The sequence below is a fragment of the Methanothrix sp. genome (genome assembly GCF_030055635.1).
Taxonomy (GTDB): domain Archaea; phylum Halobacteriota; class Methanosarcinia; order Methanotrichales; family Methanotrichaceae; genus Methanothrix_B.
The window spans coordinates 26,589-48,423 of record NZ_JASFYM010000004.1 but is presented as its reverse complement, the minus strand read 5'-3'; the positions used below and the strand labels follow the sequence as shown (position 1 = coordinate 48,423).

Here is a 21,835-nt window from a genome sequence, read left to right as displayed (position 1 = left end):
GCTGGAAAAGATTTAAAGGCAGAAAGAAAATACGGATGAAACCACTTGAAAGGAGATGAATAAAATGGCAGATACAAAGCCTCACCTTAATCTGGCATTCATCGGACACGTTGACCATGGCAAGTCAACGCTTGTCGGAAGGATGATGTACGAGATGGGGGCCATCGATGAGCACACCATCGAGGAGTACAGGAAGGAAGCTGCTGCGAAGGGCAAGGCGACATTCGAGTTCGCCTGGGTCATGGACAGCCTGAAGGAGGAGCGCGAGAGGGGCGTGACGATCGATATCGCTCACCAGCGCTTCGATACTGACAAGTACTACTTCACGGTGGTCGACTGCCCCGGTCACAGGGATTTCGTGAAGAACATGATCACAGGCGCCAGCCAGGCAGACGCAGCGGTGCTGGTTGTTGCTGCGCCCGATGGTGTGATGGCCCAGACGAAGGAGCACGTCTTCCTCGCAAGGACTCTTGGAGTGAACCAGCTGATCGTGGCCATAAACAAGATGGACGCGACAGAGCCGCCATACGATGAGAAGAGGTTCAAGGAGGTCAAGGAGGAGGTCGGCAAGCTCCTGAGGATGGTCGGGTACAAGGTCGATGAGATCCCGTTCATCCCGGTGTCTGCTTACAACGGAGATAACGTGGTTAAGCACAGCGATAAGACCAAGTGGTACACAGGTCCGACCGTACTGGATGCGCTGAACGCGCTGAAGGAGCCGCAGAAGCCGGTGAACCTCCCGCTCCGCATACCCGTGCAGGATGTGTACACGATCTCAGGCGTCGGCACCGTGCCCGTCGGGCGCGTTGAGACCGGCGTGCTCAAGAAGGGCGACAAGGTCATATTCGAGCCCGCACACGTCACAGGCGAGGTCAAGTCCATAGAGATGCACCACCAGGAGATCCCCGAGGCATACCCCGGAGACAACATCGGGTGGAACGTCAGGGGCATCAGCAAGAACGACATCAAGAGGGGAGATGTCTGCGGCCACGTCGACAATCCGCCGACAGTGGCGAAGGAGTTCACAGCCCAGATCGTGGTGCTGCAGCATCCGAGCGCGATCTCCGCCGGCTACACGCCTGTCTTCCACTGCCACACCGCGCAGGTGGCGTGCACGATAACGGAGATCAAGGCCAAGCTCGATCCCAGGACCGGCTCTGTCAAGGAGCAGAACCCGGCGTTCATTAAGACAGGTGATGCTGCCATCATCGCTGTCAGGCCGACAAAGCCGATGGTGATCGAGAAGGTGAAGGAGATCCCGCAGCTCGGCAGGTTCGCGATCAGGGATATGGGCATGACGATCGCCGCGGGCATGTGCCAGAACGTGACTCCAAGATAAAACCGGTGTCTTAGCATGCAAAAGGCGAGGATACGGCTCTCAGGGACGAACCCCGCGACGCTTGATGAGATATGCAACCAGGTTCGCGGGATCGCCCAGAGGACTGGAGTGCACATGGCGGGCCCGATTCCGCTCCCGACCAAGAGGCTGGTGGTTCCGTGCCGCAAGAGCCCTGATGGAGAGGGCTCTGCGACCTGGGATCACTGGGAGATGAGGGTTCACAAGCGGCTGATAGATCTGGATGCGGATGAGAGGGCCCTGAGGCAGCTCATGCGGATCCAGGTTCCCAAGAACGTGAACATCGAGATAGTGCTCGAAAGTTAGCTGGACTCGTAGTATAGTCTGGATAGAACAGAGGCCTCCGGAGGTCCCCGGGGATAGCCTCAAACCCGGGTTCGAATCCCGGCGGGTCCGCTGCTTTAATTTTTATTTTTAACTTAATTCTTTTCTTGTCATGTGCGAGATAGTTCTGGTCGGCAGGTCGAATGTTGGCAAGTCGACGCTCTTCAGAGCTCTTACCGGTGAGAAGGTCCCGATCGGAAGGAGACCAGGGGTGACAGTGCGGCCGTATTCTGTCAGAGCCGGCAGCCTGACGTACGTCGATATGCCCGGCTACGGGTTCATGAAGTACCGGAGCTGGCGGGAGCAGGAGCGTGTAAAGGATCTCATAGTGAGGTACCTCGAGGATCATGCGGACAGGATAGTAACAGCAATCCAGGTCACAGATGCAGCTTCATTCCTGGAGATCGCAGACAGGTGGGAGAGCAGGGGTGAGGTACCTGTGGAGATCGAGATGTGGGAGTTTCTCTGTGAGCTGGAGCTCAACCCGATACTGGCTGCGAACAAGATGGATAGGATTGCTAACAGAGAGCAGGTCCTGGACTGGATCGCGGAGCGCCTCGGGATGGAGCCGCCATGGACTCGATGGGAGGATCGCATCGCCCCGGTATCCGCGAAGCGCGGCGAGATCGAGCCGCTCAGGCGTCTTATAAGATCGAGGATGGAGAGCAGCAAGGGGCGATGCTGAGCGAGGATATCTCACGCAAGCGCCATGGGCTCACAAAATGATAGCTGCAGCTCTGAGGGTTTTAACGGTGCTAGCGCACAACCGATAAGAGCGGATTCACATCGTCCAAAGAAAGCGATCAGCAGCCCGAATACATGCGACTCAAAGAAAAGTATTGTGCAGCCATACGCTGCACCTACTCGATCTTTATCTCTGCGGCCGGCTCGGGTATGACCTTTATCTCCTTTGTGCAGTACTGGATCAGCGGGACCTCCTCAGCAATGTGCGGGTTCTTCCTGTACGCTGTCACACGCAGCTCCAGCTTCAGAACATCGCCATCTTTGTATCCAGCTCCGGATATCGTCACCTCGTCCTCTGTGCCTATCGTCTCTCCGTTCAGCTTCCACTCGTACTCGTACCTCTCGCCCTTGACCAGCGGGACGTTCGCGGTGTATGTCTCCTCCTTGTTCGTGCAGAGTGTATCGGATCCGTCTATCGAGCAGATGCTCGGGCAGGTCGCAGCGGCGTCTGCTGTGGCAGCGGTCTCATCGAGCAGCCACTCGATCTTCTTCTCCTTGAATCGCGTGACGAACGCGTTCTCCTTCACGCCCGGCTCGAACACCTCCGGCTGTCCCTGGTGCGGATTGCCAGGCCTGAACATGTTCCTCTTGCCGGCTTTAAGCTTAACAGCCACCTTGTTTGGATTGCTGTACCCCCATGTCACTGTGTAGGTGCCATCTCCGTTGTCGTTGACGCATCCGACCATCGGCGCCAGTGTCTCTCTTGTAATCTCAACACTTGATGTGGCTGATGCTGTGACGGTCTCGCCGACAGGGTTTCTCCCGATGGCCTTGCAGCTGTTCGGTAGCTTTCCGCTCAGCTCCTCGCCGATTATATCCTGAGTTGCTGTGTATGTGTAAGTGCCTGTCGCGGTCTCTCCGGGTCTGAGCGTCTTTTTATCGAGTGTTATGGAGCCGAACCTCTCATCTTCGACCTGTACTCCAGATATCGTCGTGGAGCCTGTGTTCGTCACGGTGTATGTGTATGTGATGCTATCTCCGATGGCGACTCTGTCTGCTGACGGCCTCTGCTCCACGCTTATCGATGAGGTGTATGAGATCGGAAGAGATGCGGTTGTGGACGCTGAGACCGGGTTGTTCATGACATCTTTCGCGTACGCGGTCGCGGTGTTTGTTATGGGTCCAGGCAGGTCATTCTCAGTCACAGTGTACTGCTTTGTGCCACTGGCACTCTCACCCGGAGCGAGCACATCTTTGTCCAGATCCACTTTGCCTAGCTCGCTGTCCTCAAGCGAGACGCCGCTGAGCGTCACGTCTCCGGTGTTTGTGACCACGTACTCATAAGTCACGGTCTGGCCGATCCCGGCCGGCGATGGCGTCGGCGTCTTGGTCACGCTCATAGCGGCTCTGTATGTCAGATCCACGAAGGCTCTGGTGGTTGCGCTGACATCATTGCCCAGGACGTCCTTCGCGCTTACTGTGGCGTTGTTTCTGATCGGACCCGGCAGGTCGTTCTGTGTGACCTGATATGTATTTGTGGCAGTGATGCTCTCTCCAGGAGCCAGCACAGCCTTGGTGAGCGTCAGGTCTCCGAGCTTATCATCTGTGGCTTTGATCTCGCTCAGTGTCACATCCCCTGTGTTGCTTATCCTGTAGGTGTACGTGATCGTCTGGCCGACGTTTGCAGGAGAGGGCGTGGCGGTCTTCTCAATGCTCACGCTCGCAGTGTATGTGAGATCAACGGATTCGGAGTCCTGAGCGCTGACCTCTCTTCCAAGAACATCAACAGCTTTGACGGTCGCGCTGTTCGTGATCGGACCCGGCAGGTCTGCCTCTGCAACTTTGTACGTCGCGGTTGCTGTAGCCGATTCACCTGGCTTCAGCTCATTTGTTCCGAGCTTTATGCCTGTTATCCTGTCATCAGAAAGCGCCAGATTCTTCAGTGTTACCTCGCCGCTGTTTGTTATCGTGTAGGTGTATGTCACTGTATCTCCGACCCTTGCCGGATTTGGTGAAGCAGATTTGTCCAGGGTGATCGATGCTGTGTACTCCAGTGTGACCGTGGCAATCGCGGTCTCGGACACAACCTGCTTTCCGGTGTGCATCTCTGTGCCGCTTGCGGTCACGTTGTTTGTCAGTGGCCCTGGAAGGTCTGTCTCTTTTACAGTGTACTTTGCAGTTGCAGTCGCGGTCTCGCCTGGCTTTAGCATTTTCTTATCAGGCTTTATCTCCCCGAGCTTGTCGTCCTTCAGAACTATGTCATTGATGCGTATCGTTCCTGTGTTTGTTATCACGTATGTGTATGTTATCTCAGTGCCGACCCTGGCTGTGCTCACCGATGGGGTTTTTGTGACAGTGAGACCTGATGTGTACGTCACGTTCACAGGAAGCTCACAGCTAACAGATCTGTATGGCTCGCGCTCGTTGGGAACCACATCAGAGTAATCCCTGGTTATCTTCAGCCCAACTGTATGCTTTCCGGGGACGTAGTTCGACCAGTCGACCTGGAGCGTATCGGAATTCGTACCTGCTGGATTGCCATCGACGCTCCACTCGTATGTCAGCTTCCCTGCAGTTCCGCCTGTGTACCTGTACGTCGCAGTCTCCTCAGCAGTAACCTCCTCCGGACCCTCCATGCCGCATACGGGCATCGGATACACTGTTATCTCGCCAGTTGCCTGGTTGACGCATCCGCCAACCTTGGTCCTTATGAGGAGGTTGATGGTCACAACCTTCGATCCCTCTTCCTGTGTCACCTTTGGTGCCTTGAATGTGAATACCTGGGAGTCCCCCTGGGCGAATATCTTCCCATCAGCTTCGGCGGACCAGTCGTAGATGTAATCGCCTTCTGGGGCCTTGAGAGTCACAGTCTCCTCGGACACCACCAGCTTGTTCCCTAGATCCGCGAAGTTTCCAACGGCAACAGAGGCTGCAGGCGATGATATCGACAGAACCGCTAGTATCACAATTAAACACCATCGTGCATTCATCCCTCAACACCTCCTGTAAAATACACAGCAACGTATGTACGAATATCTACGTTACTTATTTATGGTTCTTAATTATGATTAGTAACCAAATTCTATTTTAACTTTTTGGGCATGAGGTCCTTCTGTGGGACAGCGTGACAAATGCTGTTTTTGATCGTGCATGTTCCAAGGCGCAGGATTGAGGGCCATGTCACGTAGGTGTTCGCGGGTTCGAATCCCGTCCCTGCAATCTACCTATCGCTATTCTTAATGTTTTGACGCATAGACGTCCGCTGATTTTTCATGTATCTCGTGCAGTTTCCCGTGTGAGTAGACTGCTGCCGTTCATGCTCTTCATATGCACCCCTTGGTGCAGTCATCCCTCTTCTCCATCTCATCGTATACCTCATCGATCGCGCCCTCGCAGTCCTCGAAGCTCCCGTTCATGCCGATGCAGCTGTACGATTCTGGAAGCACAAGTGTCCGGTTCTCCGCGGTGAGATTCTCTGCAGTGCTGCCAATACAGCACGATAGCCACTCCCTGTCGAACCTGACGGAGGCCTCTGCTGATACATCACCCTTCTCAGCTCTTGCTGCCACATTGACGTGATTCTCGAAGATATCAATCTCAGGATCCATGCTTGCGAAGAGCCTTATCTCCATCCTCCTGCTGATCTCCAGGAGCGGTATGCTCCAGTTGATGCATCTTCCCTCCATCGAAGGCCGCAGCGTGGAGTTGATCATCTCCAGACCCTCGGGAAGCACGTCTCTGACAATCACATCCCTCAGCGGCTCGTTCCCATCGTTTGTCACATTTATGATGAACAGCACATTGTTCTCATCGACAGGCACCGCCATCTTCGTGATGTTGATGTGAGGATAGAGATGCTTCGGCACGGCGTAAACGCTCACCGCGAGATCTACTGTGTACATGCCGGCGAGATCCTGCTCAACCCGGAGCGTCTCAGGCCTGCCCATCGTGGCTCTGATCTCTCCTCTCCCCTCGAACTCCCCCAGCATCGAGAGGGTTGATCTGCTGAGCTCAGACTCCATCCTGATGTACCTCGCATGGGTTATGCGCTCCATCATCGCTAGATCCCTTGATCGGTCCTCTGTCATTGATGATTCATGCCAGAGGCTGCTGAACCTGATCTCCCTCCCGTCCAGCGTCGTGTTCACATCTGAGCTCGACGCCTCAAGATCTCTTTTCATGATCTCGGTCTGGCGGATCAGGTCTGAGCGATAGTAACCGCTGCCGCTCTCCCTGGACTCCATCGATCCTGCACGGAGCTCAGAACCGACAAAACCCTCTCCGGATGATGCTCTCCTGTACGCAAGACCGCTTCCATATGAGTCGATCGATGATTCAGATCTGAAGCTCCCCGCGTATCTCTCGTCTATGAGCGATGATGTATCCCTCGAGACGTATCTAATGCGCATGACGCCCTGCTCCACCTCCGAGACCTCCCTGAAGGTGGTCTGGTTCGGGTCGGCCTGGTACCTGCTGCTCAGATCCAGGGACCTGGCGTACATGTAGCTCCCCTCGATCATCTCTCCCCGATTCCGGTTCCTGGACTCGGTGCTCTCGAACCATGATGATCTGAACTCGATCTTTCTCCGGGGCAGAGAGAAGCTTGTGGGCCTCTGCTCCGCGAAGAGATCCTTCTCAACTGAGACGTTCCTGCTCGAGAGGTTGAGGTTCGCCAGGAGCTCCTCCTCGTAGTAGCCGCTCCCGTGCTCTCCTGTCCTGATCTCAGATCCCGGATCTCCTGCGACCGTTATGCTCTTCGAGGTCGAGGCGTTGTGGTAAACCTTTCTCCCATCATCGCTGTAGTACCCGGTGATGTACGCCCTGTTTGTGTGCGACTTAGACTCGATGGCAGTCGAGAATCTCTTTCTGACCCTGACGAAACCCTCTCCAGAGACGCTTGAGCTCTCATTGTAAATGAGGTTCGATCTCTCCGGCACCCTCATCGTTATCACCACCGTCCCGTTCTCGCCGCTTCTCAGATCTCCGATGTTCCACACGAGCGTCCTGCCCCTCGCGGAGGGGTTGCCAGAGGCGCTTATAAGCTCCAGGTCAGGGAGCACATCCGTGAGGTTGACATCATGCGCCTCGTAGTTTCCTTTGTTGCCGAATCTCACCGTGAACACGACATCCTCGCCTGGCGCGTACACATCCTTGTCAGAGCTCTTGTTCACCCACAGGCTCTGGATTACACCTGTGATGAGGGTGCTGTTAACCCCCGTGAATCTGTCAGAATCTATGCGGTATGTGTTGACGATGAAATCCCTGTCAGTGCTTCCGACCAGTACCTTGATCTCGATCTCCCCGCCAGCGCCGGGCGCGAGCTCCGGTATGCTCCAGGTGTAGGTGTTACCAGAGGTATGAGACGGTGCCGGAGACGCGCTAAGGTACTCCACCGTGGGATCTAAAATGTCAGTTATGCGGACGTCTTTATGTGTGTATGACCCATCGTTGCTGTACTTTATCCTGTACGTCAGTCTCGATCCAGGCACCACGAGACCTGGTGACGCGCTCTTGCTTATGTTTAGGCCTGTGCTGACGACCGTGGTATTAAGAACATACTCATCACCGGACCCATCAGCGCTACGGATCTCGACCCTGTTCGTTATGAGATCTGCTTCATCTGATGTCCTTCCCAGGATGCGTATCGTGCCTGACTCTCCTGCTCTCAGATCCCCGATATTCCACACGTTCGTGCCGGAGTCGGGTGGTGGATATGAGGAGATGAAGCTGAAGTTTCCATCGTAGTGCTCCCTTATCACAACACCATGCGCATCCTCAGATCCCGCGTTCTCATAGCTGATCGTGTAGTTCAGGAACGAGCCGCGAAATGCGATCTCAGGATCGGAGCTCTTGTAGACCCTGAGCGCGGGCAGAGGCCTGAGAACATCGAGCGTGAAGGTGTCGATCGCAGATACCACAAGACCGCTGGCATCCCTGGCCGTGACTGTTGCGATGTTCGTGAGCATGACCCGCTCCTCGTACACCCTGTAGCCTGGGGTCCTGCGGTACTCCTTGCTCACGATATTCCCGAAAGGATCCTGAATCGCTATGAGCGTGTCTCCTGTGGTGTAATCTGTTATTGTATACGTTTTATACCCGGGAGATGGCGCATCGTACTCAATTTTAATGTACTCTCTTGTCAGCTCGAAGAGACACTCCTCGGAGGATACACGACCGTCGCGCCTGTACTCGGTTCTGAGCCTCGCGCGCGATATCGGGTCGCTGTACTCTTTGGAGATCAGAGCGCCGCCCGCATCGAACGACTCCAGGAGATACTCCCCGGTGATGCTGTTCGTATGGTTCTCGAACCTGAGTCTTTGTCTAATGTAGGAGAATGTCTGAGCTCTGGAGAGGTTAAAGCTCCTCTGTCTCTCTCTGACGATGGAAAGCTTCGCCTCCAGCCTCTGCTTTCTCTTCAGCAGCGACCTTACGATCTCGCCCGTATCCGGGGCTGCCATTATGCTGAGAACCGCATCGCCTGTCATGCCATACTTCCTGGGATCCGGGAGCGTGAACCTCGCCTCGTAGTGCCACGTCTCCCCGGGGTTGAGAACGCCGTCTCCATCATCCCCGCTGATGTAAACGGGCTCACACCCAGGACCCCAGCTGTGTGAGTCTGTGAGATTGAGATCGAAAAGATCGCTTTCCCCTGTATTAGAGACGTTGTAGGTGTAGATAACAGAATCGCCAACATGGACCGGTTTTGTGTACACACAGTCCTTATCGAGATGTATCTCGGACCTGCCGAGCTGTCCCGTCACGATCTCTATCGAGGAGCTGTTGACGCATCCGCCCTCAATGGATTTAACAAGAAGCGTGACCTTCACCCTCTTCCCTGGCGTCTCGGGAAGCTGGAATGTGAATATACGCTCATCACCCTGGGCGATCACCTCATCATCCACCTGTGCGATCCAGTGGTAGATGTAATCCCCCTCAGGTCCGGTGAGAGTGATGCTCCTACCATCATCTGCGGAGCACGCAGCTACGAGAAGCACCATCACCGCGAATCCTCGGATCCTGGATGAGAGCAGCGTCATTCCTCCACAAATGATATGAAGATCTCTGGCTTTGGTATGACTCTTATCTCTTTCACGCACGAAATGTTAGCTGCGATCAGCCGGAGCTCGTGGATTCCAGCGCCGGATTCCGACCATGAGATCTCCACGCTCTCTCCGCGTCCGATCTCCCGGCCATCAAGCATCCATATGTATTCTCTGCCGGTGGCGTTTGCTGTGTATCTCTGAACCGATTCCTCACATGCCACCTCAGGTCCATCGATCTCGCAGGAGCATCCCTCGATTATTATGAGAGATGAGCTCCTGGCTGATCTGCCCTTTGAATCGGTTACGTTTTGAGTTACGAGGTATCTCCCCGGACGCGAATATGCATGCACCGGATTTGCCGCAGAGCTCCTGCTCCCATCGCCCAGGTCCCAGTCGTAGGTGTAGGGAGCTGCTCCGCCCCTCGTCAGATCTATGAGATTTACACTACGGCAGCTCGCCTTATACCCAAAACCTGCTGAGAGCGGGATGTCGACTCTCATCTCTGGGTATGCATAGCACTGCGTCGTCCTCTCGCCGCATTTCATCCTTGATATATCGCAAGCTTTCGCTCCGGATGTCTCCCAGCTCAGGATCACATCTTTTATGCGCAGTTCTTCACCGCAGTTCCACTCAATCTTGTATATGGGGAAAGACCTGGTCGATTTGCCCTCTAAAACATCAAGCACGCATCTCTCGATTCTTTCGAGATCGCCATTAATAACGAGATCCGCGAGCAGAACCAGGTTGTACCTCGGAGCGCTGGCCCTGTTTGTTATGGTGATCCAGATGTATGCACTCGAGGCAGCGCCCTGAGAGCAGGGCTGGAGGGGGTTGCCTGATGCGTCTCCGAGATATGCTCTCTCAACCACCACATCCTTGGCAGTGCACTGGAACTTGCAGCCAGGCCACTCTGCAGCTGTGGCGGAGATGAGCATGATGGCCATCAGGAAGACTGTCGATCTGCAGTTCATGGTGATCGCCAACCTGAGGGAGACGAGCCGTATCGGGGATGGGCACAATGTATCACATTTCAGTACACATTGCTCCGACACAATTTACAGTTACGTTGCAGTTTAACCTGATCAATCTTCCGTATGGTACCTACTGCTGACGATCCATCTGTCGATTTAGACTCCGTTGAGATCATCGGGCCTGTGCAGGATTGATGTGGAATTATGATAATACAGAGCTGAACATGTTCCTCACCTTTAAATATATGATCAGATCATTCCACCGGAAGACGAAAGACCTGGGTTGATCTCAAATGAAGGAGCAAGTAGAGATAAGGACGCTCAAGGAAGGAAGGTACATAATAATCGATGACGAGCCCTGCATAATAAAGAGCATAGCGCATTCGAAGCCTGGCAAGCATGGAGCTGCCAAGGCGAGGATAGACGCGATAGGCATATTCGACAACCAGAAGCGGTCCATCGTTGCACCGGTCACCACAAAGGTCTACGCTCCGATAGTCGAGCGGAAGACAGGGCAGGTGCTCTCAGTGGGTGAGACCAGTGTTCAGCTCATGGATCTCAAGGACTACACAACCATAGATGTGCCGATAACAGAGGATATGAAGTCGAAGCTCGAGCCCGGAAAGGAGGTGGCCTACCTCTCCTCGATGGGAAAGGTGAAGATGGACATCAGGTGAAGGTCACAGGCGTTGGACTAAACGCCGATCGCATCTCTTATCATAGACTGGGTCTCCTCAGGCGTTCCTGTGGTGTTGACCTCCCATACAGATGCGCTGGAGAGCATCGCCCTGAAGAACCCGCTCCGTATCCTCCTCTTGAGATCCCCATCGACGAGCAGATGGGGGTTGAAGTAACCGTTTTTTTCGACTATCTGAAGGGCATCCTCAGAAGAGAGACGTACGATCTGTTTGTCTGAATGATCTCGTTTGAGAATGAACACGTGTCGGATGGTGGTGAGAGGCAGTATTCTGCCCTTCCCTATGGCCCATCTCAGGTCTACGACTCCACGACCCATGGAATCGAGCTCCGCCCTCTCCACAAGCCAGGAGAACTCCCTCCAGATGCCCGAGAGCTCAGATCTTATGTAGAAGTTCTTCTCGGATCCGTAGCCCAGGACATCTTTGCCGTAGATCCTCCCGAAGAACCAGTCATCCGATACCACCCTCACCCTGGGATCCCTGAGAAGGCCGTAGGTGTGGGTCGTCTTTCCCGTGCCAGGGCCTCCGATGATGCATATGCCCCTGCCATCGAGGTCAAGGCATGCGCCATGCACCGAGTGGATACCGTGCTCATCCTCCAGTATGTCTCCAGCAAGTGATAAAGCCAGAGACTTTATCCATCCATAGTAATCGAAGTTCAAAAGGAACGCGGTCTTCGAATGGGGATCATAGAGAACTCGGTTCTTCCCGCCTGGATCATTAACAACATACATCCGCCCGTGGGAGCGGACGCTCTGGGACATGAAGTAGAAGCTATCCTCCCACCTGCCCCTCACGTCACGCATGCCTGTGAGGAGCTTTATGCAGCATCCGTATATCTCGGATTTGACCTCATACAGGACCTGATCCGCGTACTCCTCGGCGAGCTCGATCTTTCTCTCTGGCGATATCAACTCCACTGAGTATCTCATGCTGCCATCCTCCTTTGGGAGATTGTTTTCACCGGCGTGCGCGGGGCGAATCTGCAGGATGTGCGGCCGGCAGCTGCGCCAGGAACCGGCAGGCACCCGTGAAGTCGCTGTGCCTATCTGCAGGCCGGATTTAAACGGGGGAGCAGCTATGTGACCGGAGACACACCCAGACGCTGTGGCGGTGCGCATGCCTCAGCGATGGAGTACCGATTCTCCACCTCGCTCCTGTGGATCGTGTTGTACGTGCAGAACGGTATGATCCTGCCATCCGGGGTGGCGTAATGTATACCGCATCTGCTGACCCTTTCTAGATCCAGGTTGTACAGATCCTGGAAGTGCATGATGCCTATGAACAGATTCCTTGAGTGGAACTCCCTCAGCGAATCGAAGGTGCCTGTTCTGAGCACATTCATCAGGAGCTTTGTGATGTGCAGATCCTTCGGGGCTCTGCTCTCATCTATAAACCCTGGGAGGTCCTTCAGAAGTGACCCCTGAATCTTCAGCCTTGATATCCTCGATCCGTTGTAGTCCTGCAGGATATCCCTGAGCCTCTCCATCAGGCCCTCCACATCCACAAACCTCGTTATGGGTATCAGCCTGTCTCCCTCACAGTAGACGTAGGTGGCAGCACCGCAGCATGGATGGACTGTGAAGACAAGTCTGGGCCTCTCGGTCAGCACCTCCACGATCCTTGAGACCGGGGCGACGAAGGGGACCGGATAGAAATCATCCCTGGAGATCTCCCCATCAGTCTGCTCCTCGATGGAGAGTATCAGGTCAGGTATGGTGATCCTGTTCGATTTTCGCTCCGCCTCCTCGACCCTTCCCGCAAATGATATGGGCTGCATGTTGACCCCGCGGACGACATCCACATTACGGCTCGCGAATCTTATGATCTCTCCCAGCTGAACGTCATTAACTCCCTTCGCGACAGTCGGTACCAGAACCACGCTATTCAGCCCACCTCTCCTGCAGGACTCTATCGCGCGGAGCTTCACGCCGAGGAGGTCCCTGCCCCTCATTTTGATATACGGCCCTTCATCCACCCCATCGAACTGGAGATAGACCGTGCTCAGTCCAGCCTCGCTGAGCTCTCTCGCAAGACCTGGGGATGACGCAAGCCTCAGGCCATTTGTGGCGATCTGGATCTGCGTGAAGCCCATGCTCCTGGCGAGGGCCATTATCTCAGGGAGATCCTCACGTACAGTGGGCTCTCCGCCCGAGAACTGCACAGCGTAGCATGGTACAGGTCGCTCCTCCCGCAGGATCCTCAGCATGCGCTCGATCTGCTCCATTGTGGGCTCGTAGACCCTCTTTGGAGATGCATCTGCAAAGCATATCGGGCATGCGAGGTTGCATCTCGTCGTAACATCTATGTTCGCGAGAAGCGTTGAGGTTTTATGGTTATCACAGAGACCGCAGCTGAGCGGGCAGTCTCCCTTTGTGATGAAGTTCTCTATGCCTCTGCCAGTCTCAACATATCTCATAAACCTTCTGTAAAGCTCGGCATCGGACCAATAGACATCCTCGAACTCTCCATGCTCCGGACAGGACTTCCGGATCATGACCGCCTGATCCCGCTGGAATATGTGCGCACTTACAGTCCTGAGACACACCGGACAGACGGAAGCCACATCTCTGTCTATTGTATTTAATGCCATAACGACCATACTGTTACTTTACAGAAAGACATATAAAACCTTCTATCAAAGATATAGCCAGGATGTCGGAGAAGAATGCGATCAAAGCTCTGCGCGACCTCGGGCTCACGGAGTACGAGGCCAGGGTTTACACAGCACTGACCCGACTCAAGGCGGGGATAGCCTCTGAGATCCACCAGATCTCCGGAATACCCAGGCCTGCGGTTTATGGCGCTCTGAAGAGGCTCGTGATGAGGGGCATAGTGGAGGTCCAGCCCTCGAAGCCCATGAGGTACAGGGTCGCGGATCCTGCTGCAGCGCTCGAGCGCCTTAAGAGCAGCTTCATGACCGATGCAGAGGCTGCGCTGCACGCGCTGGAGGAGGTGTACTCAGCTGATGGCTCCGGGCGCGAGGAGGAGATGGGGATATGGGTGCATCAGGGAGCCGGCAGGGTGTGCGAGAAGGTTGTGGAGGTGCTATCCAGAGCTGAGAGGGATATCCTCATAATCAACCCAGCCCTGCTCGAGAGTCTGGGAGATCTGTACAACATATTCCGGCATGTGAATGAAATCATAAAAAATATACATGAACGAAGCGTATCGATCAGGGCTGTATCTCCCGAAGATATACCTTCGTGGAACATCCCGGGCGCAGAGCGGAGAATCCACCCGTGGAGGGAGAGGGGGATCTGCGCGATGATACCAGACAGGGGAGATGTGCTCGTGGTCGTATCCGGAGAGCGCGAGCCCATAGCAATAACAGCAGGATCCGCTCTCGCCCGAATGTACAGAGACCTCGGAGAGGCATTGTGGAGAGCTTCTGCTACCACAGAGGTCGATGCATCCCGGAGGTATCAGACCACTGATGGAGAGCAGCAGGAAGCTCCGTCTTCGGGCCTGAGAGGAGGTCACAGCTTCAAATCTAAATACTAGAAATGCATCCATCACGCCCAATGTCATCCGTCTCCAGATTTCTTTTGCGCACGCATGAGCACAGGCCGGATCAGATCTCAGGCCCGGAGATCCCCTCTGAACGCCCGCTCTGCGGAGGTGGCTCCCGGGAGCGCATGGGATCGAGAAACAGCAGGCTGCCCTCAATGAGCTGCATCCGCGCTTTGCACATCACTGTCAGAACTCATACGGCAGATTCACTGAGATGGACGAAGGAGCATGCTGGTTATGTGCGCCAATCCTGAAGATCATTTTAAAGACCTGTGGGTGATATCATTCGTGGGGAGGGACCGGCCCGGCCTCATACGCGATATACTCCAGCTCCCCGCAGAGCGGAATGTGAACATAGTGGACATGGATCAGAGGGTGCTCCAGGGTCTGTTCATCATGTCTGTGGTCGCGGATTTCAGCAGGGCAGCGATCACACCAGAGGAGCTTGAGGGGGAGATGCAGAGACGCTCTGAGTCACTTGGGATCCAGTGCATGTTCCTGCCGCTGGAGAGGTACCGTGGAATAAGGAGGAGCAGGAAGAACCTCTATGTGGTCACTATAATAGCACGGGACAGGGTTGGAATTATAAGAGATGTCGCATCTGTCGCGTCCGCCAGGGACATCAACATCGAGAGGGCTGCGGTGACAGCGCGCGGCGATCTGATATCCATAGAGTTCGTGATGGACTTCGGTGAATCCGATCCGGACGAGTGCAGGGAGTGGATCAGATCAGAGTGCGAGCGTCTGGGCCTCGATGTCGTGGTCCAGAGGCTGGATAAGGCCAGAAAGGAGAAGCGCCTGATCGTCTTCGACATGGATATGACGATTGTGGACTTCGAGATAATAAACAGGCTTGCAAGCTTCGCTGGCGTCGATGAGGAGGTCAGGCAGATAACAGACAAGGCCATGAACGGCGAGATCGATTTCGAGGAATCGCTCAGACGCCGCGTGAGGCTTCTGAAGGGCATGCCGGTCTCTGCGCTGAAGGAGATCGCGGATCAGCTCTCCCTGACTCCCGGCTCGGAGGAGCTCATACACCACCTGAAGCAGATGGGGTACAAGATAGCGCTCATAAGCGGAGGGTTCACATACTTCACAGATGTCCTGAAGGAGCGGCTGGGTTTCGACTACACATTCGCCAATGAGCTGGAGATACAGGACGGCCGTCTGACTGGGGAGATCAAGGGCGAGATAATCGATGCAGAGGCGAAGGGGGAGATAGTCAAGCGGCTCGCTGAGATCGAGGGAATAAGCCCTGACAGTATCGTCGCTGTCGGGGACGGGGCGAATGACTGCATCATGATACAGAATGCGGGACTTGGAGTGGCATTCAATGCGAAGGATGTGCTGAAGAAGGTCTCCGACGGATCGATATCCAGGGAGAACCTGCTCGGGCTGCTCAATATTCTGGGGCTCGCTGACAGGAGAAGCCTGCTCTGAAGGGCTGTTGTGCGGAAGCTCTCCTGATTTTGGCCACGCTCGGAGAGCGGGAAGAAGCCGATCTGAATGGTTTTTGGCGCAGAGCTTCGATCGGTAGTCTACCTTCTGTGAGTGGATCTTGATGGGCCGGCCCACTCAGATGTGTTTATTTTGAACAAAGTCTGCATGGAAATCAACATCCTGGGACATGTTAATACTCGTCCGATACCCTGCAGCGTGATTGATGACCATGAATCGCCTAACGCTATTGCTTTCGCGTTTATCCACACGTCGTAGGTAGACTACCGCTTCGATCAGCCTTGAATAAAAATCTGGAGAGGCTCATCCTGGTGATTTGGCGGATCGGTAACCCAGCAGAGAGATGGTGTATTGTACCTGAGGAGCTATTATAGCTCGCCACTCCGACGATTCGACTACATGAGCCTCAGGAGAAAATTCCTCCGCAGAGGGGCCATCAAGCGGCTTTGGGGACTGCTGCAAGCAGCGCCTCTCCATTATGTAGCATCATCTTATCGAGCGTCTCTGTTCCCTCGATCGCTCCGGGGAAGTTCGTGAGTACCACATGCGTTGCGTTTATCTCGCTGGCTATCTGCTCGCCAACCCTCACACCGCTCTGGAGGTTGTCCACAACTATTGAGACGTTATTCTCCCTGCCCACTTCGATCAAATCGTTAACATCCTTCAGCGAGAGCTTCTCCTCAGAGGCGTATGTCTTCACCACATCAAATCCCATCCACGAGACGAATCCAGATTGCCATTCCATGCAGAGGACCTTCACATTCTTTGTGTCAGCCTCCCTAGCCTGCTTGCTCAGAACCTCGGAGACATTCCGGAAGCGCTCGACCAGCATCGCCGCTCTCCTATCGTACTCCTCTGCATGCTCCGGATCGGCTTCCTTGAGAGCAGCCGCGATCTGCAGGGTCTTGTTTATCGCCATCTGAGGCGTGTTCCAGGGACCGGAGAGGACTACCACCTTCTGATCAGGCCGCGTGACGTTCTTCAGCCATCCCTCCATCCCGTGCTGGAATATTATGCTCGCCTCGTTCAGAGCGGCAACCTGTGATGGCTTCAGATCCCAGTGGTCGGGGCATACTCCTGAGGATACTATGTAGGTGACCTCAACATAATCCCCTCCCACGCCCTTTATGAGATCCTCCAATGTGGAAGTCGTGGCCACTATCTTGATCGGCTCAGCAGATGCTGAGTGAACAGCGATTAGCGCTAAAATCAGAAGCAATATCGCTTTCTTCATACCAATCACAAAATGTTAGTTACTAAGTTCTATATTTAAGTATTATGGTAATAACAAGTGGCCGAACCTCATACAAATTGGCCTTGAACTGCTATGAGCATGCAGATCATGAGTCCCGCGCAGGGGGGCATGTAAAAAAAGATTCAAAGGTTCAGTTGCGGGCGCGAATAAGTAAGCATGTTTTTGCGGTACATTAACGACGCAGCACGCGATGAAAAGCGTGCCAAAGCCGTATGACCTGTGGTTCTACGCATCCTCTTTTCATGGAAATGCGTTGTGGGCCGATGCTGGGAGGCAATGGGCTTTGCTGAAACTTGAACCGCTTGCTTTCACTCCACCGTAACGCTCTTCGCCAGGTTTCTGGGCTTGTCGATCTCCCTTCCCAGGATCTGTGCGGTGTAGTAGGCGAGGAGCTGGACCCCCACGGTGCAGAGGACCGCGGAGAAGACCGGCAGTGTGCTGGGGAGTTCTACGACCGTGTCGGTGATCTCAGCTGCCTCCCTGTCACCCTCTCTGGCGAAGGCTATCACCTCCCCGCCGCGAGCCCGGACCTCCTTCATGTTGGAGTATATCTTATCCCCGCAGGTCGCGAACGCCACAACAGGGGTGCCATCAGCGATCAGTGCGAGAGGTCCGTGCTTCAGCTCGCCCGCAGGGTACCCCTCCGCCGGTATGTATGCGATCTCCTTCATCTTAAGAGCGCCCTCGAGAGCTATGGGGTATAGAATATCCCTGCCTATGAAGAAGTATATGTCCGCACCTGAGAACCTCCGGGCAATCTCCCTTATCTGATCCCTCTTCTCGAGAACTGTCTGTATGAGCCCTGGCAGGCGTGATAGCTCTCCCAGCAGCCTCCTCCCCTGCTCCGGAAGCAGATGGTTTCTCGCCCTGCCAAGCCTTATCCCGAGAAGAACCAGCGCCACGAGCTGCCCGACAAAAGTCTTCGTGGCCGCGACCCCGATCTCAGGACCGCATCTCGTGTATATCGTGGCATCGACGATCTCTGTTATCGAGCTTCCGACGACGTTGGTTATAGCAATGCTCTTGACGCCACATGTCTTCGCCTTCTTGAGCGCCATGAGCGTGTCTGCGGTCTCTCCGGACTGCGATATCGCCACCAGGAGAGTTCCCGGGCGGAGCTGCATGTGCTGGAACTCGGACGCGACCTCAACATCAACGGGCAGTCCGGCTATGCGCGGGAAGAAGTAGCGTGCCAGAAGGCCTGCATGATATGATGTGCCGCATGCAAGTATCGATACCCTCTGCAGGGTCTGCATCTCCCACTGGTTGAGCCCGAGGTCCAGCCTGACATCGCCCTCCATCTCGGAGATCCTTCCTGCAAGAGTCTCCTGAACCGCCCTCGGCTGCTCGTGGATCTCCTTGAGCATGAAGTGCGGGTAGCCGCCGCGCTCCGCAGCATCCGCATCCCATGTGATGCGCTCCAGCGCAGGCTCACGCACAGCCCCGGAGAGGTCCTGTATCTCGATCTTATCCCTGTGAACTACCGCGATCTCACCATCCCTGAGCCTTATCACCTCGCGTGTGTACGGCAGCAGGGCGGGAACATCAGAGGCTATGTAGTTGGAGGATCTGCCTATTCCTATCACCAGAGGGCTGTCCTTTCTTGCGCATACAAGGTACGGCGTACCTGATGCCATGACGACTATCGCGTAGGATCCTCTGACATCCTTCAGAGCCCTTGAGACGGATGCTGCAAGCTCCCCACTAGTCTCCCCGCTGTAGTAGTAGTTGATCAGATGCGCCAGAACCTCGCTGTCCGTCTCCGATGTGAATACGTATCCCCTATCCCTGAGCTGCTCCCTGAGTTCAAGGTAATTCTCTATTATCCCATTGTGAACAACCGCAATATCCCCAGAGGTGTGAGGGTGCGCGTTCTCATCGCTGGGTCGCCCGTGTGTTGCCCATCTGGTGTGTCCTATACCCATCGAGCCCCCGGGCTCCCCCATGGATCTGTAGGTTATCTCGAGATCTGAGATCCTTCCCGCGGCCTTCAGAACCTCCATGCTGCCATTCGATGAGACAGCTATCCCCGCGGAGTCGTAGCCCCTGTACTCGAGCCTCTTGAGCGTATCGAAGAGTATGGGGCCAGCCTTCTCGGTGCCTATGTATGCAACTATCCCGCACATCTAAACCACCCGGCTCCCCCGCTCCACACTGCCCCGGATCGTGACACCAGACCCGAGTCTGGCAGAGGATCCCACAACGCTGCATGGCAACATCATAATCCTGCTCCCTGCAACCACAGAATCGCCCATCACAGCGCCAAACTCAGCTCTGTAGAACTCTCCCTCGACCTCTGCCAGTGAGCTGCCCGATTCCACCAAACACATATCGCCGAGGCAGCAGTCCTCTCCGATGACAGAGTCTGATATGACAGACATCGATCCTATCCTTGACCCTCTCATAACGATGCTGTTCCTGATCTCCGTGAACGATCCAACACGGACTGAATCACCAATTGTCGTCGATGGTAGAATCGTTACATTTGGGCCTATGTCGCATCCCTCGCCTATGAGCACGGGACCGATTATGTAGGATCCGGATCTGATCAGGCTGCCCTTTCCGAGCGCGACCGGCCCTCTGATGACCGCACCATCCTCTATCTCCCCACGAATCCCGGCCTTCATCAAGCCAGCTGCAATGCTGTTTGCGGCGAGCAGATCCCATGCGAAGACCGCATCTCCCCAGATCCCCTTTGTGACGACTGCTCTGATCTTCACACCCCTCTCCAGCATCTGGCTCAGCGTCTGGGTGATCTCATAGCCCCCCCTCTCGGATATTGGCGTCTTCGGTATCTCATCGAAGATATCGGGCATCATCTTGTACGCGCCTGTGTTCACGATGCCCGCACATGCCCTCCCCGGCTTCTCGTGGATCTGCTTTACCACATCTCCATCAACGACAAGAACTCCGTAATCCCCAGCATGCTCCCTGAGCGCGCCGAGGATGACGTAATCGCCATCCGCGCTTAAGAGATCCCTTACAGCTCTGCTGTCCAGTATGTTGTCGCCGTTCAGGACCAGAAACTGATCATCGATCTGCTTCTGCGCCCTGCGTAGTGCGTGTGCTGTACCAAGACGCTCCTCCTGGAAGACATATGTTATGCGGGCGCCGAACTTCACACCATCCTCGAAGTAATCCATCACCCGCTCCTTCTGATAGCCGACGACCGCCACGATCTCCTCTATACCATTATCCACAAGGGCTCTGACGACATGCTCCATGAACGGCATGTTCGCCAGGGGAAGCATGACCTTGGGCCTGGTCTGGGTCAGGGGCCTGCACCTGTGCCCCTCTCCGGCAGCAAGTATGACAGCCTTCAGATTCTCACGCCCTGAACAGAAACCAGATATGCAGCTAGTTTATATATTTTGGTGATTCTCCTCAGATCGCCCATGAAGATACTGGTCATACCTACAACCGACTGGATAAGGCACCCATTTCCAAATCGATTGAATTTCATATTCGATATAATAGCGGAGAGGCATGATGTGCGGGTCCTGCACTTCGAGCTCTCGAGGTTCAGGGATAACAGCCCGAGATGGACGAGATGCTCTCTTGTGAGGGCAGGATCCTCCAGAGCTGAGGACCCGTCCATTTACTACATCACAAGCGCTTTATCTCATCTCCGCGTGATTCGCGATGCTGCCAGTGACTCTGATGTGATACTCTCAGCGAACATACTCCCTTCGCTCATGGCGAACCTCACAGATGCTCCGGTGGTCTTCGACTATCTCGATCACCTGGAGGAGTCCGCATCGATATACTACCCGGGATCGCTCTTCGGCAGGGCTGTCAAGCTCGGGGTCAGGGCGATCACAAGGTACAACCTCAGGCACGCCAGGGCTGTGATCACCGTGACCCAGGAGCTCAAAGAGTATCTCAGGGGCATCGGTGTTCGTGATGTCGAGGTCATTCCGAACGGCGTGGATACAGCTCTCCTGAAACCGATCGACGCCGGGAAGGCCAAGAGCGCTCTTGGCCTTGAGGGCGATGTGATAGGCTACGTCGGATCGCTGGAGTACTGGGTCGATCTCGAGACCGTTGTGAGCGCTCTTCCTGAGCTCAATGTCACACTGCTCGTTGTGGGCCCGAGCCTGTTCACGGACTACGGCGAGCGCATAAAGGATATGGCTGAGAGGCTGGGTATTAGGGACAGGATCATCTTCACTGGAGCTGTGCCTTACGCGGAGCTCGGCAGGTACATATCTGCGATGGACATAGGTCTCAATCCTCTGAGAATGATGAAGAAGAACGAGTATGCCGCAGGCGGCAAGATCTTCAACTACCTCGCATGCGGCAGGCCTGTTCTCACCACAAGAATGCTCTCGCTCGAGCGGCTTCTCGGGGACAGCCTCTACTACTATGATGACAGAGATAGCTTCATACAGCAGGTCAAAAGGATTCTGGAGAGTCCACAGGATCGGAGAAGGTACAGGGAGATCGCTGAGAGATACGACTGGCGTGCCCTTGCAGCCAGGTACGAGGGCGTGCTGAGGAGGGCTGCGGAAGATTGATGAGAGCAGGAACTG

At 54.9% G+C, this 21,835-nt stretch carries 15 protein-coding genes and 1 tRNA gene; 8 read left to right on the top strand and 8 right to left on the bottom strand.

The window, feature by feature from the left end; translation table 11 throughout:
- Window positions 1-64: 64 nt before the first annotated feature.
- The 4 genes from tuf to engB all read left to right on the top strand — a co-directional run bounded on the left by tuf (window position 65) and on the right by engB (window position 2,366).
- Window positions 65-1,339 carry a translation elongation factor EF-1 subunit alpha gene (tuf, locus tag QFX31_RS02625; protein WP_348530592.1) on the top strand — a complete coding sequence of 425 codons (1,275 nt, stop codon included), beginning with the start codon at window positions 65-67 and terminating at the stop codon, window positions 1,337-1,339.
- A gap of 15 nt (window positions 1,340-1,354) precedes the next feature.
- Window positions 1,355-1,663, top strand: a complete 309-nt coding sequence (rpsJ, locus tag QFX31_RS02620) for a 30S ribosomal protein S10 (protein ID WP_011696007.1) — start codon at window positions 1,355-1,357, stop codon at window positions 1,661-1,663.
- Between the two features lie 2 nt (window positions 1,664-1,665).
- Window positions 1,666-1,753, top strand: a tRNA-Arg gene (locus QFX31_RS02615).
- A gap of 40 nt (window positions 1,754-1,793) precedes the next feature.
- Window positions 1,794-2,366, top strand: a complete 573-nt coding sequence (gene engB, locus QFX31_RS02610; protein WP_348530590.1) for a GTP-binding protein EngB — start codon at window positions 1,794-1,796, stop codon at window positions 2,364-2,366.
- A gap of 175 nt (window positions 2,367-2,541) precedes the next feature.
- Here the strand turns inward: engB and QFX31_RS02605 are convergent, their stop codons facing one another.
- From QFX31_RS02605 to QFX31_RS02595, 3 genes are all read right to left on the bottom strand, one after another.
- On the bottom strand, window positions 2,542-5,355 hold the full coding sequence (locus tag QFX31_RS02605; RefSeq protein WP_348530589.1) for a hypothetical protein: 2,814 nt from the start codon (window positions 5,353-5,355) through the stop codon (window positions 2,542-2,544).
- 333 nt (window positions 5,356-5,688) lie between these two features.
- Window positions 5,689-9,402 (bottom strand): DUF11 domain-containing protein, encoded by a 3,714-nt coding sequence (locus tag QFX31_RS02600; protein WP_348530588.1) that lies wholly within the window; start codon window positions 9,400-9,402, stop codon window positions 5,689-5,691.
- Window positions 9,399-10,379 (bottom strand): PKD domain-containing protein, encoded by a 981-nt coding sequence (locus tag QFX31_RS02595; RefSeq protein WP_348530587.1) that lies wholly within the window; start codon window positions 10,377-10,379, stop codon window positions 9,399-9,401. The genes QFX31_RS02600 and QFX31_RS02595 overlap by 4 nt, the downstream gene beginning before the upstream one ends.
- Window positions 10,380-10,672: 293 nt before the next feature.
- Between QFX31_RS02595 and QFX31_RS02590 the strand changes: the two genes are divergently transcribed.
- A complete protein-coding gene (locus QFX31_RS02590) occupies window positions 10,673-11,056 on the top strand; it encodes a translation initiation factor IF-5A (protein WP_297758167.1) in 384 nt (127 codons plus the stop codon).
- 17 nt (window positions 11,057-11,073) lie between these two features.
- Here the strand turns inward: QFX31_RS02590 and QFX31_RS02585 are convergent, their stop codons facing one another.
- Both QFX31_RS02585 and tes read right to left on the bottom strand, forming a co-directional pair.
- Complete coding sequence (locus QFX31_RS02585; RefSeq protein ID WP_348530586.1) at window positions 11,074-12,009, bottom strand: aldolase; 936 nt, start codon at window positions 12,007-12,009, stop codon at window positions 11,074-11,076.
- Window positions 12,010-12,155: 146 nt separating this feature from the next.
- Entirely contained in the window at window positions 12,156-13,679 is a 1,524-nt protein-coding gene (gene tes, locus QFX31_RS02580) for a tetraether lipid synthase Tes (protein ID WP_348530585.1), read from the bottom strand.
- Between the two features lie 53 nt (window positions 13,680-13,732).
- Here tes and QFX31_RS02575 point away from each other — a divergent pair, with 53 nt between their 5' ends.
- The gene (locus QFX31_RS02575; protein ID WP_348530584.1) at window positions 13,733-14,581 is read left to right on the top strand and encodes a helix-turn-helix domain-containing protein; all 849 of its coding nucleotides are present in this window, start codon (window positions 13,733-13,735) and stop codon (window positions 14,579-14,581) included.
- A 285-nt stretch (window positions 14,582-14,866) separates the two neighbouring features.
- On the top strand, window positions 14,867-16,030 hold the full coding sequence (serB, locus tag QFX31_RS02570) for a phosphoserine phosphatase SerB (protein ID WP_348530583.1): 1,164 nt from the start codon (window positions 14,867-14,869) through the stop codon (window positions 16,028-16,030).
- 454 nt (window positions 16,031-16,484) lie between these two features.
- Here the strand turns inward: serB and QFX31_RS02565 are convergent, their stop codons facing one another.
- The 3 genes from QFX31_RS02565 to glmU form a co-directional block, all read right to left on the bottom strand.
- Window positions 16,485-17,282, bottom strand: a complete 798-nt coding sequence (locus QFX31_RS02565; RefSeq protein ID WP_348530582.1) for a metal ABC transporter substrate-binding protein — start codon at window positions 17,280-17,282, stop codon at window positions 16,485-16,487.
- Window positions 17,283-17,611: 329 nt separating this feature from the next.
- Window positions 17,612-19,429, bottom strand: a complete 1,818-nt coding sequence (gene glmS, locus QFX31_RS02560; protein WP_348530581.1) for a glutamine--fructose-6-phosphate transaminase (isomerizing) — start codon at window positions 19,427-19,429, stop codon at window positions 17,612-17,614.
- The gene (gene glmU, locus QFX31_RS02555; protein WP_348530642.1) at window positions 19,430-20,614 is read right to left on the bottom strand and encodes a bifunctional sugar-1-phosphate nucleotidylyltransferase/acetyltransferase; all 1,185 of its coding nucleotides are present in this window, start codon (window positions 20,612-20,614) and stop codon (window positions 19,430-19,432) included.
- 84 nt (window positions 20,615-20,698) lie between these two features.
- On the opposite strand from glmU, the gene QFX31_RS02550 reads away from it, so the two are divergent.
- Window positions 20,699-21,820 (top strand): glycosyltransferase, encoded by a 1,122-nt coding sequence (locus QFX31_RS02550; RefSeq protein ID WP_348530580.1) that lies wholly within the window; start codon window positions 20,699-20,701, stop codon window positions 21,818-21,820.
- Window positions 21,821-21,835 lie beyond the last annotated feature (15 nt).

Bases quoted from the DNA above. Each gene is read 5' to 3' on its own strand.
- QFX31_RS02605 (WP_348530589.1), bottom strand. From the start codon at position 5,355: ATGAATGCACGATGGTGTTTAATTGTGATACTAGCGGTTCTGTCGATA.
- QFX31_RS02565 (WP_348530582.1), bottom strand. From the start codon at position 17,282: ATGAAGAAAGCGATATTGCTTCTGATTTTAGCGCTAATCGCTGTTCAC.
- engB (WP_348530590.1), top strand. From the start codon at position 1,794: ATGTGCGAGATAGTTCTGGTCGGCAGGTCGAATGTTGGCAAGTCGACG.
- tes (WP_348530585.1), bottom strand. From the start codon at position 13,679: ATGGTCGTTATGGCATTAAATACAATAGACAGAGATGTGGCTTCCGTC.
- glmS (WP_348530581.1), bottom strand. From the start codon at position 19,429: ATGTGCGGGATAGTTGCATACATAGGCACCGAGAAGGCTGGCCCCATA.
- QFX31_RS02595 (WP_348530587.1), bottom strand. From the start codon at position 10,379: ATGAACTGCAGATCGACAGTCTTCCTGATGGCCATCATGCTCATCTCC.
- QFX31_RS02600 (WP_348530588.1), bottom strand. From the start codon at position 9,402: ATGACGCTGCTCTCATCCAGGATCCGAGGATTCGCGGTGATGGTGCTT.
- tuf (WP_348530592.1), top strand. From the start codon at position 65: ATGGCAGATACAAAGCCTCACCTTAATCTGGCATTCATCGGACACGTT.
- rpsJ (WP_011696007.1), top strand. From the start codon at position 1,355: ATGCAAAAGGCGAGGATACGGCTCTCAGGGACGAACCCCGCGACGCTT.
- QFX31_RS02550 (WP_348530580.1), top strand. From the start codon at position 20,699: ATGAAGATACTGGTCATACCTACAACCGACTGGATAAGGCACCCATTT.
- QFX31_RS02590 (WP_297758167.1), top strand. From the start codon at position 10,673: ATGAAGGAGCAAGTAGAGATAAGGACGCTCAAGGAAGGAAGGTACATA.
- QFX31_RS02575 (WP_348530584.1), top strand. From the start codon at position 13,733: ATGTCGGAGAAGAATGCGATCAAAGCTCTGCGCGACCTCGGGCTCACG.
- QFX31_RS02585 (WP_348530586.1), bottom strand. From the start codon at position 12,009: ATGAGATACTCAGTGGAGTTGATATCGCCAGAGAGAAAGATCGAGCTC.